Source organism: Burkholderia sp. Bp9142 (assembly GCF_003853415.1).
Classification (GTDB): domain Bacteria; phylum Pseudomonadota; class Gammaproteobacteria; order Burkholderiales; family Burkholderiaceae; genus Burkholderia.
In genome coordinates, this window is sequence record NZ_QTPP01000007.1 from 216,101 (window position 1) to 232,312 (window position 16,212).

At 63.7% G+C, this 16,212-nt stretch carries 15 protein-coding genes; all 15 read left to right on the top strand.

Features of this window, described 5'->3' with window-relative positions; all coding sequences use genetic code 11:
* The 15 genes from DIE22_RS10960 (at position 1) to DIE22_RS11030 (ending at position 16,200) form a co-directional block, all read left to right on the top strand.
* Positions 1–1,254, top strand: a complete 1,254-nt coding sequence (locus DIE22_RS10960; protein ID WP_124498166.1) for an NADH-quinone oxidoreductase subunit D — start codon at positions 1–3, stop codon at positions 1,252–1,254.
* 168 nt (positions 1,255–1,422) lie between these two features.
* Positions 1,423–1,908: an NADH-quinone oxidoreductase subunit NuoE gene (gene nuoE / locus DIE22_RS10965; protein WP_006756903.1), complete on the top strand. Its 486-nt coding sequence runs from the start codon at positions 1,423–1,425 to the stop codon at positions 1,906–1,908.
* Positions 1,905–3,215, top strand: coding sequence for an NADH-quinone oxidoreductase subunit NuoF (gene nuoF, locus DIE22_RS10970; protein WP_006756904.1), 1,311 nt, complete (start codon positions 1,905–1,907; stop codon positions 3,213–3,215). The genes nuoE and nuoF overlap by 4 nt, the downstream gene beginning before the upstream one ends.
* Positions 3,216–3,299: 84 nt before the next feature.
* Complete coding sequence (nuoG, locus tag DIE22_RS10975; protein ID WP_124498167.1) at positions 3,300–5,630, top strand: NADH-quinone oxidoreductase subunit NuoG; 2,331 nt, start codon at positions 3,300–3,302, stop codon at positions 5,628–5,630.
* Positions 5,631–6,698 (top strand): NADH-quinone oxidoreductase subunit NuoH, encoded by a 1,068-nt coding sequence (gene nuoH / locus DIE22_RS10980; protein ID WP_124498168.1) that lies wholly within the window; start codon positions 5,631–5,633, stop codon positions 6,696–6,698. It abuts the gene before it with no gap.
* Between the two features lie 15 nt (positions 6,699–6,713).
* On the top strand, positions 6,714–7,202 hold the full coding sequence (gene nuoI / locus DIE22_RS10985) for an NADH-quinone oxidoreductase subunit NuoI (protein ID WP_011885529.1): 489 nt from the start codon (positions 6,714–6,716) through the stop codon (positions 7,200–7,202).
* A gap of 114 nt (positions 7,203–7,316) precedes the next feature.
* Positions 7,317–7,967 carry an NADH-quinone oxidoreductase subunit J gene (locus DIE22_RS10990; RefSeq protein ID WP_014896509.1) on the top strand — a complete coding sequence of 217 codons (651 nt, stop codon included), beginning with the start codon at positions 7,317–7,319 and terminating at the stop codon, positions 7,965–7,967.
* A gap of 18 nt (positions 7,968–7,985) precedes the next feature.
* The gene (nuoK, locus tag DIE22_RS10995) at positions 7,986–8,291 is read left to right on the top strand and encodes an NADH-quinone oxidoreductase subunit NuoK (RefSeq protein WP_004185739.1); all 306 of its coding nucleotides are present in this window, start codon (positions 7,986–7,988) and stop codon (positions 8,289–8,291) included.
* A 17-nt stretch (positions 8,292–8,308) separates the two neighbouring features.
* Positions 8,309–10,363 (top strand): NADH-quinone oxidoreductase subunit L, encoded by a 2,055-nt coding sequence (gene nuoL / locus DIE22_RS11000; protein ID WP_124498169.1) that lies wholly within the window; start codon positions 8,309–8,311, stop codon positions 10,361–10,363.
* A gap of 15 nt (positions 10,364–10,378) precedes the next feature.
* Complete coding sequence (locus tag DIE22_RS11005; RefSeq protein ID WP_124498170.1) at positions 10,379–11,869, top strand: NADH-quinone oxidoreductase subunit M; 1,491 nt, start codon at positions 10,379–10,381, stop codon at positions 11,867–11,869.
* Positions 11,870–11,905: 36 nt separating this feature from the next.
* Entirely contained in the window at positions 11,906–13,360 is a 1,455-nt protein-coding gene (gene nuoN, locus DIE22_RS11010; protein ID WP_185640595.1) for an NADH-quinone oxidoreductase subunit NuoN, read from the top strand.
* Positions 13,360–13,656: a DUF2818 family protein gene (locus tag DIE22_RS11015; RefSeq protein WP_059533192.1), complete on the top strand. Its 297-nt coding sequence runs from the start codon at positions 13,360–13,362 to the stop codon at positions 13,654–13,656. Before nuoN ends, DIE22_RS11015 begins: the two co-directional genes overlap by 1 nt.
* Before the next feature lie 40 nt (positions 13,657–13,696).
* A complete protein-coding gene (locus tag DIE22_RS11020; RefSeq protein ID WP_124498172.1) occupies positions 13,697–14,287 on the top strand; it encodes an NUDIX domain-containing protein in 591 nt (196 codons plus the stop codon).
* Between the two features lie 136 nt (positions 14,288–14,423).
* A complete protein-coding gene (locus DIE22_RS11025) occupies positions 14,424–14,846 on the top strand; it encodes a DUF1178 family protein (protein ID WP_006750470.1) in 423 nt (140 codons plus the stop codon).
* 157 nt (positions 14,847–15,003) lie between these two features.
* Positions 15,004–16,200, top strand: coding sequence for an acyl-CoA dehydrogenase family protein (locus DIE22_RS11030; protein WP_124498173.1), 1,197 nt, complete (start codon positions 15,004–15,006; stop codon positions 16,198–16,200).
* Positions 16,201–16,212: the final 12 nt, after the last annotated feature.

Sequence of the window (16,212 nt, forward strand, 5' to 3'; positions counted from 1 at the left end):
ATGGCAGAAATCAAGAACTACACCCTCAACTTCGGCCCGCAGCACCCGGCAGCGCACGGCGTGCTGCGCCTGGTGCTCGAGCTCGACGGCGAAGTCATCCAGCGCGCCGATCCGCACATCGGCCTGCTGCACCGCGCGACTGAAAAGCTCGCGGAAAGCAAGACCTTCATCCAGTCCGTGCCGTACATGGACCGTCTCGACTACGTGTCGATGATGGTCAACGAGCACGGCTACGTGCTTGCGATCGAGCGTCTGCTCGGCGTCGACGTGCCCGAGCGCGCGCAGTACATCCGCGTGCTGTTCGACGAGATCACGCGCGTGCTGAACCACCTGATGTGGATCGGCGCGCACGCACTCGACGTCGGCGCGATGGCGGTGTTCCTGTACGCATTCCGCGAGCGCGAAGACCTGATGGACGTGTACGAAGCGGTGTCCGGCGCCCGGATGCACGCGGCGTACTATCGCCCGGGCGGCGTCTATCGCGACCTGCCTGACGCAATGCCGCAATACAAGGCGTCGAAGATTCGCAACGAGAAGGCGCTCGCGAAGATGAACGAAGCGCGCAGCGGCTCGGTGCTCGACTTCATCGACGACTTCTTCACGCGTTTCCCGAAGTGCGTCGACGAATACGAAACGCTGCTGACCGACAACCGGATCTGGAAGCAGCGTCTGGTCGGGATCGGCGTCGTCAGCCCGGAACGTGCGCTGCAGATGGGCCTGACGGGCCCGATGCTGCGCGGCTCGGGTATCGCCTGGGACTTGCGCAAGAAGCAGCCGTACGAAGTGTACGACCGCATGGATTTCGACGTGCCGGTCGGCGTGAACGGCGATTGCTACGACCGCTATCTGGTGCGCGTCGAAGAAATGCGCCAGTCGGTCCGTATCGCGAAACAGTGTATTGAGTGGCTCCGCAAGAATCAGGGCCCGGTGATGACCGACAATCACAAGGTTGCGCCGCCGTCGCGCGTCGGCATGAAGACCAACATGGAAGACTTGATTCACCACTTCAAGCTCTTCACCGAAGGTTTTCACGTGCCGGAAGGCGAAGCGTACGCGGCAGTCGAGCATCCGAAGGGCGAATTCGGCATCTATCTCGTGTCCGATGGTGCCAACAAGCCGTATCGCCTCAAGATCCGCGCACCGGGCTTCGCGCACCTCGCGTCGCTCGATGAAATGGCGCGCGGTCACATGATTGCCGACGCCGTCACGATCATTGGTACGCAGGACATCGTGTTCGGCGAAATCGATCGCTAATGGTTGCGCCGCCTGCGCGAGCGGGCGGCGAGCAGTCAGTCACACGCGAGGCGCGCTGAACCGGCGCGGCTTCGCAAGCTGTCAACAGTGAGCGCCAGGTCTGCCGTCCATGCACTGCAGTGCGGCAGGTTGTTCGTTCGGTAGGAATTGAAAGAGTCGTGTCTGAAAATGATCTCAGCTGAAGGCCTGAAGGAAATCGATCGAGCGTTGACGAAGTATCCCGCCGATCAGAAACAGTCCGCCGTGATGTCGGCGTTGGCCGTCGCTCAGGAAGAGCACGGCTGGCTGTCGCCCGAACTGATGCAGTTCGTCGCGGACTATCTCGGCATGCCGGCCGTCGCCGTGCAGGAAGTCGCGACGTTCTACACGATGTACGAGCTCAACCCGGTCGGCAAGCACAAGATCACGCTCTGCACGAACCTCCCGTGCCAGCTCGGTCCGCACGGCGGCGCCGAGGCGACGGCCGACTACCTGAAACAGAAGCTGGGCATCGGCTTCGGCGAGACCACGCCCGACGGCAAGTTCACGCTGAAGGAAGGCGAATGCATGGGCTCGTGCGGCGATGCGCCGGTGCTGCTGGTGAACAATCACAGAATGTGCAGCTTCATGAGCCGCGAGAAGATCGACCAGCTGCTTGAGGAGCTTTCGAAATGACGTCCCTTCACGACCGTCACATCAAACCGCTGATCCTCGCTGGTCTGAACGGCGAGAACTGGCATCTCGAAGATTACGTTGCGCGCGGCGGCTACAAGCAGCTGCGCCGCATTCTCGAAGAAAAGATTCCGCCGGAGCAGGTGATCGCCGACGTGAAGGCGTCGGGCCTGCGTGGCCGTGGCGGTGCGGGCTTCCCGACCGGCCTGAAGTGGAGCTTCATGCCGCGCCAGTTCCCGGGGCAGAAGTACCTCGTCTGCAACTCGGACGAAGGCGAGCCCGGCACGTTCAAGGATCGTGACATCCTGCGCTGGAACCCGCATGCGCTGATCGAAGGCATGGCCATCGGCGCGTACGCGATGGGCATCACCGTCGGCTACAACTACATCCACGGCGAAATCTTCGAAGTGTATCGACGCTTCGAGGCCGCGCTCGATGAGGCGCGTGCCGCGGGTTTCCTCGGCGACAACATCATGGGCTCGGAATTCTCGTTCCAGCTGCACGCGCACCACGGTTACGGCGCGTACATCTGCGGCGAGGAAACGGCGCTGCTCGAGTCGCTCGAAGGCAAGAAGGGCCAGCCGCGCTTCAAGCCGCCGTTCCCGGCGAGCTTCGGCGTGTACGGCAAGCCGACCACGATCAACAACACCGAGACGTTCGCCGCGGTGCCGTTCCTGCTGTCCATCGGGCCGCAGAATTACCTCGAGATCGGCAAGCCGAACAACGGCGGCACGAAGATCTTCTCAGTGTCGGGCGACGTCGAGCGTCCGGGCAACTACGAAGTGCCGCTCGGCACGCCGTTCGCGACGCTGATGGAGCTCGCCGGCGGGATGCGCGGTGGCCGCAAGATCAAGGCCGTGATTCCGGGCGGTTCGTCGGCACCGGTGATCCCGGGCGACATCATGATGCAGACCGATCTCGATTACGACTCGATCGCGAAGGCGGGCTCGATGCTCGGCTCCGGCGCGGTGATCGTGATGGACGAGACGCGCTGCATGGTGCGTTCGCTGCTGCGCCTGTCGTACTTCTACTACGAGGAATCGTGCGGCCAGTGCACGCCGTGCCGTGAGGGCACCGGCTGGCTGTATCGCGTCGTGAATCGTATCGAGCACGGCGAAGGCCGCCAGGAAGATCTGGACCTGCTGAATTCGGTTGCCGAGAACATCATGGGCCGCACGATCTGCGCGCTCGGCGATGCGGCGGCGATGCCGGTTCGCGGGATGCTCAAGCATTACTGGGACGAATTCGCGTACCACGTCGAGCACAAGCACTGCATGGTCGGCGGCCACGCGCACGCGGCGGCAGCCTGAAGCGAAGCACCGGTTGCGGAATTTGAGCGCACGGTCGGGCGAAGGCGCGAACGGGCGGAAATAGGTTAAGGACCATTCACCATCATGGTTGAACTTGAAATAGACGGCAAGAAGGTCGAGGTGCCCGAAGGCAGCATGGTGATCCAGGCTGCGCACAAGGCGGATACGTACATTCCTCACTTCTGCTATCACAAGAAACTGTCGGTTGCGGCCAACTGCCGGATGTGTCTCGTCGAAGTCGAGAAGATGCCGAAGGCCGTACCTGCCTGCGCGACGCCCGTGTCGGCCGGTATGATCGTGCGCACGCAGTCCGACAAGGCCGTGAAGGCGCAGCAGTCGGTGATGGAATTCCTCCTCATCAACCACCCGCTCGACTGCCCGATCTGCGATCAGGGCGGCGAATGCCAGCTGCAGGATCTGGCGGTCGGCTACGGCAAGTCGTCGTCGCGCTACTCGGAAGAAAAGCGCGTGGTGTTCCACAAGAACGTGGGCCCGCTGATCTCGATGGAAGAGATGTCGCGCTGCATCCACTGCACGCGCTGCGTCCGCTTCGGCCAGGAAATCGCCGGCGTGATGGAACTCGGCATGCTGGGCCGCGGCGAGCACTCGGAAATCACGACGTTCGTCGGCAAGACGGTCGACTCCGAGCTGTCGGGCAACATGATCGACCTGTGCCCGGTCGGCGCGCTGACCAGCAAGCCGTTCCGCTACAGCGCCCGTACGTGGGAGCTGTCGCGTCGCAAGTCGGTGAGCCCGCACGATTCCGTCGGCGCGAACCTCGTCGTGCAGGTGAAGAACAACCGCGTGATGCGCGTGCTGCCGTTCGAGAACGAAGCGATCAACGAATGCTGGATCTCGGACAAGGATCGTTTCTCGTACGAAGGCCTGAACAGCGAAGAGCGCCTGACGAAGCCGATGCTGAAGCAGGGCGGCCAGTGGATCGAAACCGACTGGCAGACCGCGCTCGAGTATGTCGCGAAGGGCCTGAAGGGTATCGCCGCGGATCACGGCGCGAACGCGCTGGCGATGCTCGCGAGCGCGCACAGCACCGCTGAGGAGCTGTTCCTCGTGAAGCAGCTCGCCCACGAACTGAAGACGCCGAACGTCGACTTCCGTCTGCGTCAGCAGGACTTCTCGGCGCCGGTCCAGGGCGCACCGTGGCTCGGCATGCCGATCGCCGACCTGTCGAACGTGGATGCCGCGTTCGTCGTCGGTTCGTTCCTGCGCCGCGATCACCCGCTGTTCGCCGCACGCCTGCGTCAGGCCGCGAAGAACGGCGCGAAGCTGCACTTCCTGCACGCGACCGCCGACGACTCGCTGATCCCGAGCGCGAAGCGCATCGTCGCCGCGCCGTCGGCATGGCTCGACGAACTGGCCGGCGTCGCCGCGGCCGTCGCGCAACTGCGCGGCGTCGCGCTGCCGGACATGCTTGCAGGCGTCACCGCATCGCCGGCCGCGCAAGCGGTCGCCCAGTCGCTCGCGAACGGCGAGCGCCGCGCGGTACTGCTCGGCAACGCGGCCGTCCGTCATCCGCAATTCGCGAAGCTGCACGCCGTCGCGCAGTGGATCGCCGACAATACCGGCGCCACGTTCGGCTTCCTGACGGAAGCGGCGAACACGGTCGGCGCGCACGTCGTCGGCGCACTGCCGGGCGAAGGCGGCCTGAACGCACGCGAAGCGTTCGCGCAGCCGCGCAAGGGCTACGTGCTGCTGAACGTCGAACCGGAATTCGACACGGCCGATCCGGCGCAGGCGCTTGCCGCGCTGAACCAGGCCGAAATGGTCGTCGTGATGTCGCCGTTCAAGCATGGCCTCGATTACGCCGACGTGCTGCTGCCGATCGCGCCGTTCACGGAAACGGCCGGTACGTACGTGAACGCGGAAGGCTCGGTGCAGAGCTTCAACGGCGTCGTGCGTCCGCTCGGCGACACGCGTCCGGCATGGAAGGTGTTGCGCGTGCTCGGCAGCCTGCTCGGTCTGCCGAACTTCGAATACGAAACGGCGGAAGAAGTGCGCGTCGCGGCGCTCGGCGACGCAGGCGTCGCGAGCCGTCTGTCGAACCAGGCGTCGGTCGCGCCGGCTCGCGTCGCGGCAGTTGCCGCGAACGGCGGCTTCGAGCGCCTCGCCGACGTGCCGATCTATCATGCCGACGCACTCGTGCGCCGTGCAGGTGCGCTGCACCTGACGGCCGCCGCGAAGGTGGCGAACGCCGCAGCCCTGCCGGCCGCGCTGTTCGACAAGCTGGGCTTGAAGGAAGGCGACGCGGTGCGCGTGCGCCAGGGCGAGCGTGCGGTGCAGTTGCCGGCCGTGCGCGACGCGAATCTTGCGGAGACGGTCGTTCGCGTGTCGGCGGCAACGCCTGCCGGCGCAGCGCTCGGCAGCCTGTCCGGTGAACTGGTGGTGGAGAAGGCGTAAATGAGCTTGTTCGATACGATCAACGCGGGCGGCGCCCAGCTTCTCGGCATCGCGTGGCCGACGGTGTGGGCCATCGTGCGCATCCTCGTCGTCGCCGTCGTCATCCTGCTGTGCGTCGCGTACCTGATTCTGTGGGAACGCAAGCTGATCGGCTGGATGCACGTGCGTCTTGGCCCGAACCGCGTCGGCCCCGGCGGCCTGCTGCAGCCGATCGCCGACGTGCTGAAGCTGCTGCTGAAGGAAGTGATTCAGCCGAGCGCCGCCAGCCGCTGGCTGTACCTGATCGCGCCGGTCATGACCGTCGTGCCGGCGTTCGCCGTGTGGGCCGTGATCCCGTTCCAGGCCCAGGCCGTGCTCGCGAACATCAACGCGGGCCTGCTGTACGCGATGGCGATCTCGTCGATCGGCGTGTACGCGGTGATCCTCGCGGGCTGGGCGTCGAACTCGAAGTACGCGTTCCTCGGCGCGATGCGCGCCGCGGCGCAGATGGTCTCGTACGAAATCTCGATGGGCTTCGCGCTGGTGCTCGTGCTGATGACGGCCGGCAGCCTGAACATGTCGGAAATCGTCAACTCGCAGCAGCATGGCTTCTTCGCGGGCCACGGCGTGAACTTCCTGTCGTGGAACTGGCTGCCGCTCCTGCCGGCGTTCGTCGTCTACTTCATCTCGGGCATCGCCGAAACGAACCGTCACCCGTTCGACGTGGTGGAAGGGGAGTCGGAAATCGTTGCCGGTCACATGATCGATTACTCGGGCATGGCGTTCGCGCTGTTCTTCCTCGCCGAGTACATCAACATGATCGTGATCTCGGCGCTGGCCGCGACGCTGTTCCTCGGCGGCTGGGATGCACCGTTCGAATTCCTGTCGTTCATTCCGGGCATCTTCTGGCTGGTGCTGAAGGTATTCGCGCTGCTGTCGGTGTTCATCTGGGTGCGCGCGACGTTCCCGCGCTACCGTTACGACCAGATCATGCGTCTGGGCTGGAAGGTGTTCCTGCCCGTCACGGTGATCTGGGTGGTCGTGGTCGGCTTCTGGATGATGTCGCCGCTCAACATCTGGGTGAAGTAAAGATCGGACGAAATCATGACGGCAATCCAACACTTCTTTAAGACCTTCTTCCTGACGGAACTGCTGAAGGGGCTCGCGCTGACCGGTCGTTACACGTTCCGGCGCAAGTTCACCGTGCAGTTCCCGGAAGAGAAGACCCCGATCTCGCCGCGTTTCCGCGGGCTGCATGCGCTGCGCCGCTACGAAAACGGCGAAGAGCGCTGCATCGCGTGCAAGCTCTGCGAGGCCGTGTGCCCGGCAATGGCGATCACGATCGAATCGGAAACGCGCGCGGACAACACGCGCCGCACGACGCGCTACGACATCGACCTGACGAAGTGCATCTTCTGCGGTTTCTGCGAAGAAAGCTGCCCGGTCGATTCGATCGTCGAGACGCAGATTCTCGAGTACCACGGCGAAAAGCGCGGCGACCTGTATTTCACGAAGGAAATGCTGCTCGCGGTGGGCGATCGCTACGAGAAGGACATCGCCGCGGCGAAGGCCGCCGACGCGCCGTATCGTTGATTGTGTTTGCAGTGCCGGCCCGGCATGAACGGGCCGAGCCGCCGCGACGGGTGCGGCACGCGAGAGCGTCCCGCAAGCCGCGCCTGACTATGGCCTAACGATGAACCGGTAATCATGGAATTCACGACCGTACTGTTCTACATCTTCGCGCTGCTCCTGGTGGTATCAGGGCTGAAGGTGATCACTTCGCGCAACCCGGTGGCGTCTGCGCTTTTCCTTGTGCTGGCGTTCTTCAACGCCGCCGCGATCTGGATGCTGCTGGAAGCGGAGTTCCTCGCGATCCTGCTGGTGCTGGTGTACGTGGGCGCCGTGATGGTGCTGTTCCTGTTCGTCGTGATGATGCTGGACATCAACATCGATTACCTGCGCCGCGACTTCAAGCGCTTCGTGCCGATGGCGACGGTGGTCGGCGCGATCATCGTGGTCGAGACCGCGCTGATCCTGTGGCGCGGCTACGGCGACACGCACACGGTGCACGCCATGGCGACGGGCGCGATGGCCGACTGGTCGAACACGCGCCTGATCGGCAAGGTGATCTACACCGACTACATCTTCGCGTTTGAAATCGCCGGCCTGGTGCTGCTGGTCGCGATCATCGCCGCGATCGGGCTGACCGAGCGCAAGGGCAAGGACAGCAAGCGCCAGCGCGTGTCGGATCAGGTCAAGGTGCGCCGCGACGACCGCGTGCGCCTCGTGAAGATGGAAGCGGAAAAGCCGCAGCCGGAAACGGCGCAGAGCGAAGCCGGTTCGAGCACCAACGGCTAAGCGGAGGAAAAGAAAACCATGCTGACTCTTGCTCACTACCTCGTGCTCGGCGCGATCCTCTTTGCGATCGCGATCGTCGGGATCTTCCTGAACCGCCGCAACATCATCATCATCCTGATGGCGATCGAACTGATGCTGCTGGCGGTGAACACCAACTTCGTCGCGTTCTCGCACTACCTCGGCGACGTGCACGGCCAGATCTTCGTGTTCTTCGTGCTGACCGTCGCCGCAGCGGAAGCCGCGATCGGTCTCGCGATTCTGGTGACCCTGTTCCGTAAGCTCGACACGATCAATGTCGAGGATCTCGATCAGCTCAAAGGTTAATTTCAGGCAACGCTGTTATGTCAACGACACTCAATGAAAACCTGCTGCTGGCGATTCCGCTCGCTCCGCTGGCCGGCTCGCTGATTGCGGGGCTGTTCGGGAACGCAGTCGGGCGCAAGGGCGCACACCGGATCACGATCCTCGGCGTAATGATCGCGTTCCTCCTGTCGGCGAAAGTCTTCTTCGACGTGATGGGCGGCGCAAGCTTCAACGCGACCGTCTACGAATGGATGAACGTCGGCTCGCTGAAGCTCGAAGTCGGCTTCCTCGTCGATTCGCTGACCGCGATGATGATGGTCGTCGTGACCTTCGTCTCGCTGATGGTGCATATCTACACGATCGGCTACATGGCGGAAGAAGACGGCTACCAGCGCTTCTTCTCGTACATCTCGCTGTTCACGTTCTCGATGCTGATGCTCGTGATGAGCAACAACTTCCTGCAGCTGTTCTTCGGCTGGGAAGCGGTGGGTCTGGTGTCGTACCTGCTGATCGGCTTCTACTTCACGCGTGAGAGCGCGATCTACGCGAACATGAAGGCGTTCCTCGTGAACCGCGTGGGCGACTTCGGCTTCCTGCTCGGCATCGGCCTGCTGCTCGCGTTCGCCGGCTCGATGAACTACGGCGAAGTGTTCGCAAAGCGCGCGGAGCTCGCGAGCCTGCACTTCCCGGGCACCGACTGGGGCCTGCTGACCGTTGCCTGTATCTGCCTGTTCATCGGCGCGATGGGTAAATCGGCACAGTTCCCGCTGCACGTGTGGCTGCCGGATTCGATGGAAGGCCCGACCCCGATCTCGGCGCTGATTCACGCGGCGACGATGGTGACGGCCGGCATCTTCATGGTGTCGCGCATGTCGCCGCTGTTCGAACTGTCCGACACCGCGCTGTCGTTCGTCACGGTGATCGGCGCGATCACGGCGCTGTTCATGGGCTTCCTCGGCATCATCCAGAACGATATCAAGCGCGTGGTCGCGTATTCGACGCTGTCGCAGCTCGGCTACATGACGGTCGCGCTCGGCGTGTCCGCGTACCCGGTCGCGTTGTTCCACCTGATGACGCACGCGTTCTTCAAGGCGCTGCTGTTCCTCGGCGCGGGCTCGGTGATCATGGGCATGCATCACGACCAGGACATCCGCAACATGGGCGGCCTGCGCAAGTACATGCCGATCACGTGGATCACGTCGCTCGTCGGTTCGCTCGCGCTGATCGGCACACCGTTCTTCTCGGGCTTCTACTCGAAGGACTCGATCATCGATGCGGTGAAGCTGTCGCACCTGCCGGGTTCGGGCTTCGCATACTTCGCGGTCGTCGCGAGCGTGTTCGTCACGGCGCTGTACTCGTTCCGCATGTACTTCCTGGTGTTCCACGGCGAAGAGCGCTTCCGCAAGCCGAAGCATCCGGAATCGCCGATGGGCATGGCGGCCGCGCACGGCCACGACGACCACGGCCATGGCCACGGTCATGACGACCACGCGCACGAGCCGCACGAGACCCCGTGGGTCGTGTGGGTGCCGCTGGTCCTGCTGGCGATCCCGTCGGTGATCATCGGTGCGATCGCGGTCAGCCCGATGCTGTTCGGCGACTTCTTCCTGCACGGCGTCGCATTCGACAAGGTGATCTTCATCGGCGAAAACCATCCGGCACTGGCCGAGATGGCCGAAGAGTTCCACGGCTGGGTGGGCATGGGCCTGCACTCGGTGTCGGGCCTGCCGGTCTGGCTCGCGCTCGCCGGTGTCGTCGTCGCATGGTTCCTGTACCTGAAGCGTCCGGCGCTGCCGGCGTCGATCCGCCGCGCGTTCGGTCCGATCTACACGCTGCTGGACAACAAGTACTACATGGACAAGATCAACGAAGTGGTGTTCGCCCGTGGTTCGGTGGCGATCGGCCGCGGCCTGTGGAAGGAAGGCGACGTCGTCGTGATCGACGGCCTCGTCAACGGCAGCGCCCGGTTCATCGGCTGGTTCGCCGGCGTGATCCGCTTCCTCCAATCCGGTTACATCTATCACTACGCGTTCGCCATGATCATCGGCATGCTGGGGCTCCTGACCCTGTTTGTAACGCTCGGCGGCAAATAAGGCGGGGGACAATAAATGCACGCTTTTCCGATTCTCAGTACCGCGATCTGGTTGCCGATCGTCTTCGGCCTCCTCGTGCTTGCGGTGGGTAACGACAAAAATCCGGGGGCGGCCCGCTGGGTCGCGCTGATCGGTTCGCTGCTCGGTCTCGCGGTCACGATCCCGCTGATCACGGGCTTCGACTCGAGCACGGCTGCGCTGCAGTTCGTCGAGAAGTCGACCTGGATCGAACGCTTCCACATCGCGTATCACCTCGGCGTCGACGGCATCTCGATGTGGTTCGTCGTGCTGACCGCGCTGATCACGGTGATCGTCGTGATCAGCGCGTGGGAAGTGATCACCGAGAACGTCGCGCAGTACTTCGCGGCCTTCCTGATCCTGTCCGGGATCATGATCGGCGTGTTCTCGGCGGCCGACGGCCTGCTGTTCTACGTGTTCTTCGAGGCGACCCTGATTCCGATGTACATCATCATCGGCGTGTGGGGCGGCCCGAACCGCGTGTATGCGGCATTCAAGTTCTTCCTGTACACGCTGGCCGGCTCGCTGCTGATGCTGGTCGCGCTGATCTACCTGTACACGCAGACGCATTCGTTCGACCTCGCGACGTGGCAGGACGCCAAGATTGCGATGACGCCGCAGATCCTGCTGTTCATTGCATTCTTCCTCGCGTTCGCGGTGAAGGTGCCGATGTGGCCGGTCCACACCTGGCTGCCGGATGCGCACGTGGAAGCGCCGACGGGCGGCTCGGTCGTGCTGGCGGCGATCATGCTGAAGCTCGGCGCGTACGGTTTCCTGCGCTTCTCGCTGCCGATCACGCCTGACGCCAGCCACTTCCTGGCACCGGTCGTGATCACGCTGTCGCTGATCGCGGTGATCTACATCGGCCTCGTCGCGATGGTGCAGTCCGACATGAAGAAGCTGGTCGCGTATTCGTCGATCGCGCACATGGGCTTCGTCACGCTCGGCTTCTTCATCTTCAACCAGCTGGGCGTCGAAGGCGCGATCATCCAGATGATCTCGCACGGCTTCGTGTCGGGCGCGATGTTCCTGTGCATCGGCGTGCTGTACGACCGCGTGCACTCGCGCCAGATCGCCGACTACGGCGGCGTCGTGAACGTGATGCCGAAGTTCGCGGCATTCGCGATGCTGTTCTCGATGGCCAACTGCGGCCTGCCGGGTACCTCGGGTTTCGTCGGCGAGTTCATGGTGATTCTCGCGGCCGTCCAGTACAACTTCTGGATCGCATTCGGCGCGGCATTCACGCTGATCCTGGGTGCTGCCTACACGCTGTGGATGTACAAGCGCGTGTACTTCGGCGCGGTGGCGAACGATCACGTTGCCAAGCTGAAGGACATCGGCCGTCGCGAATTCGTGATGCTGGCCGTGCTCGCCGCGTTCACGATGCTGATGGGCCTGTATCCGAAGCCTTTCACCGACGTGATGCACGTTTCCGTGGAAAACCTCCTCTCCCACGTCGCGCAGTCGAAGCTGCCGCTGGCCCAGTAATCGCGAGCGGAGGAAATCAAGATCATGAACGCTCCTATGAATGTCCTGTCGCCTGACGCGCTGGTGATGGTCGCCATCGTCGTCGCATGGCTGAATGACACCTTTACCGGTGCCGCTGGCCGCCGCCTGACCTATCTGATCGCGGTGGTTTCGTCGGTCGTCGCCGGCGTGTGGTTCGCGGTGCAGGCGCTCGACCCGCAGCAGTATTACTTCTTCTCGCGGATGGTCGTCGTCGACTCGTTCGCGAGCATGATGAAGGCCGTCGTGTCGATCGGCTTCGCGGTCTCGCTCGTCTATTCGCGCAAGTACCTCGAAGACCGCGACATGTTCCGCGGCGACGTGTTCCTGCTGGGCATGTTCTCGCTGCTCGGGCAGCTGGTGATGGTGTCGGGCAACAACTTCCTGACGCTGTACCTCGGCCTCGAACTGATGTCGCTTTCGCTGTACGCGGTCATCGCGCTGCGCCGCGATGCCCCGCAGTCGAGCGAAGCCGCGATGAAGTACTACGTGCTGGGCGCGCTCGCGTCGGGCTTCGTGCTGTACGGCATCTCGATGCTCTACGGCGCGACCGGCTCGCTCGAGCTGGGCGAGGTGTACAAGGCGGTCGGCGGCAACACCGACGCAGCCGTGCTGATGTTCGGCGTGGTCTTCATCGTCGCCGGTATCGCGTTCAAGCTCGGCGCCGTGCCGTTCCACATGTGGGTGCCGGACGTCTACCAGGGCGCACCGACCGCGATGACGCTGTTCGTCGGCGGCGGCCCGAAGGTTGCCGCGTTCGCGTGGGGCCTGCGCTTCCTGGTGATGGGCCTGCTGCCGCTCGCACAGAACTGGCAGACCGCGCTCGTGATCCTCGCCGCGCTGTCGCTGATCGTCGGTAACATCACCGGTATCGTCCAGCGCAACATCAAGCGGATGCTCGCGTACTCGGCGATCTCGAACATGGGCTTCGTGCTGCTCGGCCTGCTCGCCGGCATCGTGAAGGGCGACGCGGCCGCGCCGGCGAACGCGTACAGCTCGGCGATGTTCTACGCGATCGTCTACCTGATCACGACGCTCGGCTCGTTCGGCGTGGTGATGCTGCTCGCACGCCGCGATTTCGAAGCGGAAACGATCGACGACTTCAAGGGCCTCAACAAGCGCAGCCCGGTGTTCGCGTTCGTGATGATGGTCATGATGTTCTCGCTGGCCGGTATCCCGCCGACCGTCGGCTTCTATGCGAAGCTCGCGGTGCTCGAGGCGACCGTCAACGCGGGTCTCACGTGGCTGGCGGTGCTGGCCGTGATCACGTCGCTGTTCGGCGCGTTCTACTACCTGCGCATCGTCAAGCTGATGTACTTCGATGCACCGCAGGATACGGCTCCGGTCACCGGCGATTTCTGCAAGCGCACGATCCTCGTGCTGAACGGCCTCGCGGTCGTCGTGCTCGGCCTGATCCCGAGCCCGCTGCTGACGGCCTGCCTGCAGGCGATCCGTCACACGCTGCCGCTGTAATGTCGGCAGCCGGCTGGTTCATCGTGCTGTTGGCGCTCGTGTGCGCCAACGTGCCGTTCCTGAACCAACGCCTCTTCGCCGTCGTGCCGATCGGCGCGACGAAGAAGAACGCGTGGGTTCGGATCGGCGAGCTGATCGTGCTGTATTTCGTCGTCGGCGCGCTCGGCTTCTGGCTCGAGTCGCGCGCCGGCAACCGCTTCGAACAAGGCTGGCAGTTTTACGCGATCACGTTCAGTCTCTTCGTCGTGTTCGCTTTTCCCGGCTTCACGTTCCAGTATCTCGTCAAACGACGCTGACGGCTTCGGCCGTCACGTGCTCATTCCCCGGAGCCCGCCGATGGCCGAACTTCCCAATCACGACGCCGCACTGACCGAAACCTGCCTCGAGAGCGAGGCGATTTTCGAAGGCTCGTTCCTCAAGCTCAAGCGCGATACCGTCCGTTTGCCGGATGGCAAGCAGGCCACGCGCGAATACGTCCAGCACCCGGGCGCGGTGATGGTGATCCCGCTGTTCGACGACGGCCGCGTGCTGATGGAAAGCCAGTATCGCTATCCGATCGGCAAGGTCATGGCCGAATTCCCGGCCGGCAAGCTCGACCCGAACGAAGGCGCGCTCGCCTGCGCGATGCGCGAGTTGCGCGAGGAAACCGGCTACACGGCACGCGAATACGTGTTCCTGGCCCGGATTCACCCGATCATCTCCTATTCGACCGAATTCATCGACCTGTATCTCGCGCGCGGGCTGACGGCCGGCGAGCGCAAGCTCGATGAAGGCGAATTCCTCGAAACCTTCACGGCGACGCTGCCCGACCTGCAGGAATGGGTGCGCACGGGCCAGATCACCGACGTGAAGACGATCATCGGCACAATGTGGCTCGACAAGGTACTGTCCGGCACCTGGCCGCTCGGCCCGGTCGAGATGCCCTGACGGCGTGTCAGCGGCGGGTGGGGCGTCGCGTTACAATCCTGTGACGCGGCCGCTGTCCGGCCGCGCGATCCTGATTTAGCACGATCGTTCACAAAAGCGCGATTTGCGCTACACTCGTCACACGCCCTGATTCAGCATGAAGGTCCTCGATTTACAGTGCCCGCACGGTCATCGGTTCGAAGGCTGGTTCGCTTCCGCCGATGAGTTTGAAGCGCAGTTGTCCCGCAAGCTGGTCGAATGTCCGGTGTGCGGGACGACCGAGATCAACCGGATGCCGTCTGCGCCGCGCCTGAACCTGTCGGGTGCGACGCAGGCGCAGCCGGCCGATCCGCGCGCGCTGCAGGCGCAGGTGATGCGCGCGCTGCGCGAGGTGCTGGAGAAGACCGAGAATGTGGGCGAGCGCTTCGCCGAGGAAGCGCGGCGCATCCATTACAACGAAGCGCCGGCACGCAGCATTCGTGGCGTCACGACGCCGGAGGATGCGCAATCCTTGGTCGAAGAAGGCATCGACGTGATGCCGCTGCCGATTCCTGCCGCGCTGAAAGAACCGCTGCAATGACGTAAGCAGTGTGTCCTTGCCGGGCCGGACGGCCGCGGTGAGCCTTGCATGGGACCCGAGTAAAGCGCTAATAAAGCGCTAACTCTGGTCGACCGCGAAGCATGGGACCAGAGTAAAGCGCTAAAGCGCTAACTCTGGTCGACAGGAGACACTGCGCATGGATCTGGATTATTCCCCCGCCGACGACGCGTTCCGCGTCGACGTCCGCGCCTGGCTCGAGGCCAATCTGCCTCACGCACTGCGCGCCAAAGTACTCGATCACAAACGACTCGACCGCGAGGATTACGCGAGCTGGCACCGGATTCTCGGCCAGCGCGGCTGGTCCGCTCCCGCATGGCCGGCCGAATACGGCGGCCCGGACTGGAACGCGACGCAGCGCCACATCTGGGACGAGGAGTGCGCACGCATCGGCGCGCCGACCGTGCTGCCGTTCGGCGTATCGATGGTCGCGCCGGTGCTGATGAAATACGGCAGCGAAGCGCAGAAGCGCCACTATCTGCCGCGCATCCTCGACGGCACCGACTGGTGGTGCCAGGGCTATTCCGAGCCGGGTTCCGGATCGGACCTCGCATCGCTGCGCACGCGCGCCGAACGCCGCGGCGACCACTACGTCGTCAACGGCCAGAAGACGTGGACGACGCTCGGCCAGTACGCGGACATGATGTTCTGCCTCGTGCGCACCGATCCGGCGGCGAAGAAGCAGGAGGGCATCTCGTTCCTGCTGATCGACATGAAGACGCCCGGCATCACGGTGCGTCCGATCATCACGCTCGACGAGGACCACGAGGTCAACGAGGTGTTCTTCGAGGACGTGCAGGTGCCCGCCGGGAATCTCGTCGGCGATGAAAACCGCGGCTGGACTTACGCGAAATACCTGTTGGGCCACGAACGCACCGGCATCGCGCGCGTCGGCGGGTCGAAGCGCGAGCTCGCGTTCCTGAAGCGGGTGGCGTCGAACCAGCGCAAGAACGGCAAGCCGCTGCTCGCCGATCCCGTGTTTGCCGCGAAGGTCGCGGCGCTCGAAGTCGAGCTGATGGCGCTCGAGGTGACGGTGTTGCGCGTCGTGAGCCGCGAGACGAGCGGCAAGGGGCCGGGCCCGGAGGCGTCGATGCTGAAGATCAAGGGTACCGAGGTCCAGCAGGCGCTCACCGAGCTGATGTTCGAGGCGATCGGGCCGCTGGCCGCGCCGTTCGACGTCCCGTTCCTCGAGGGCGAGCGCGAACACAGCATCGCGGGCGACGACGATGCTGCGCCGCTCGCCGCGTACTACTTCAATTATCGGAAGACGTCGATCTACGGCGGCTCGAACGAGATTCAGAAAAACATCATCGCGCAGATGATTCTCGGGCTGTGATCAGGGAACGGA

Excerpts from the sequence above, each read along its gene's own strand:
- DIE22_RS11020 (WP_124498172.1), top strand. The coding sequence starts at position 13,697 with ATGGCCGAACTTCCCAATCACGACGCCGCACTGACCGAAACCTGCCTC.
- DIE22_RS11005 (WP_124498170.1), top strand. The coding sequence starts at position 10,379 with ATGCACGCTTTTCCGATTCTCAGTACCGCGATCTGGTTGCCGATCGTC.
- nuoI (WP_011885529.1), top strand. The coding sequence starts at position 6,714 with ATGACGGCAATCCAACACTTCTTTAAGACCTTCTTCCTGACGGAACTG.
- nuoG (WP_124498167.1), top strand. The coding sequence starts at position 3,300 with ATGGTTGAACTTGAAATAGACGGCAAGAAGGTCGAGGTGCCCGAAGGC.
- DIE22_RS11015 (WP_059533192.1), top strand. The coding sequence starts at position 13,360 with ATGTCGGCAGCCGGCTGGTTCATCGTGCTGTTGGCGCTCGTGTGCGCC.
- DIE22_RS10960 (WP_124498166.1), top strand. The coding sequence starts at position 1 with ATGGCAGAAATCAAGAACTACACCCTCAACTTCGGCCCGCAGCACCCG.
- nuoN (WP_185640595.1), top strand. The coding sequence starts at position 11,906 with ATGAATGTCCTGTCGCCTGACGCGCTGGTGATGGTCGCCATCGTCGTC.
- nuoF (WP_006756904.1), top strand. The coding sequence starts at position 1,905 with ATGACGTCCCTTCACGACCGTCACATCAAACCGCTGATCCTCGCTGGT.
- nuoH (WP_124498168.1), top strand. The coding sequence starts at position 5,631 with ATGAGCTTGTTCGATACGATCAACGCGGGCGGCGCCCAGCTTCTCGGC.
- nuoL (WP_124498169.1), top strand. The coding sequence starts at position 8,309 with ATGTCAACGACACTCAATGAAAACCTGCTGCTGGCGATTCCGCTCGCT.
- DIE22_RS11025 (WP_006750470.1), top strand. The coding sequence starts at position 14,424 with ATGAAGGTCCTCGATTTACAGTGCCCGCACGGTCATCGGTTCGAAGGC.
- DIE22_RS11030 (WP_124498173.1), top strand. The coding sequence starts at position 15,004 with ATGGATCTGGATTATTCCCCCGCCGACGACGCGTTCCGCGTCGACGTC.
- nuoE (WP_006756903.1), top strand. The coding sequence starts at position 1,423 with ATGATCTCAGCTGAAGGCCTGAAGGAAATCGATCGAGCGTTGACGAAG.
- DIE22_RS10990 (WP_014896509.1), top strand. The coding sequence starts at position 7,317 with ATGGAATTCACGACCGTACTGTTCTACATCTTCGCGCTGCTCCTGGTG.
- nuoK (WP_004185739.1), top strand. The coding sequence starts at position 7,986 with ATGCTGACTCTTGCTCACTACCTCGTGCTCGGCGCGATCCTCTTTGCG.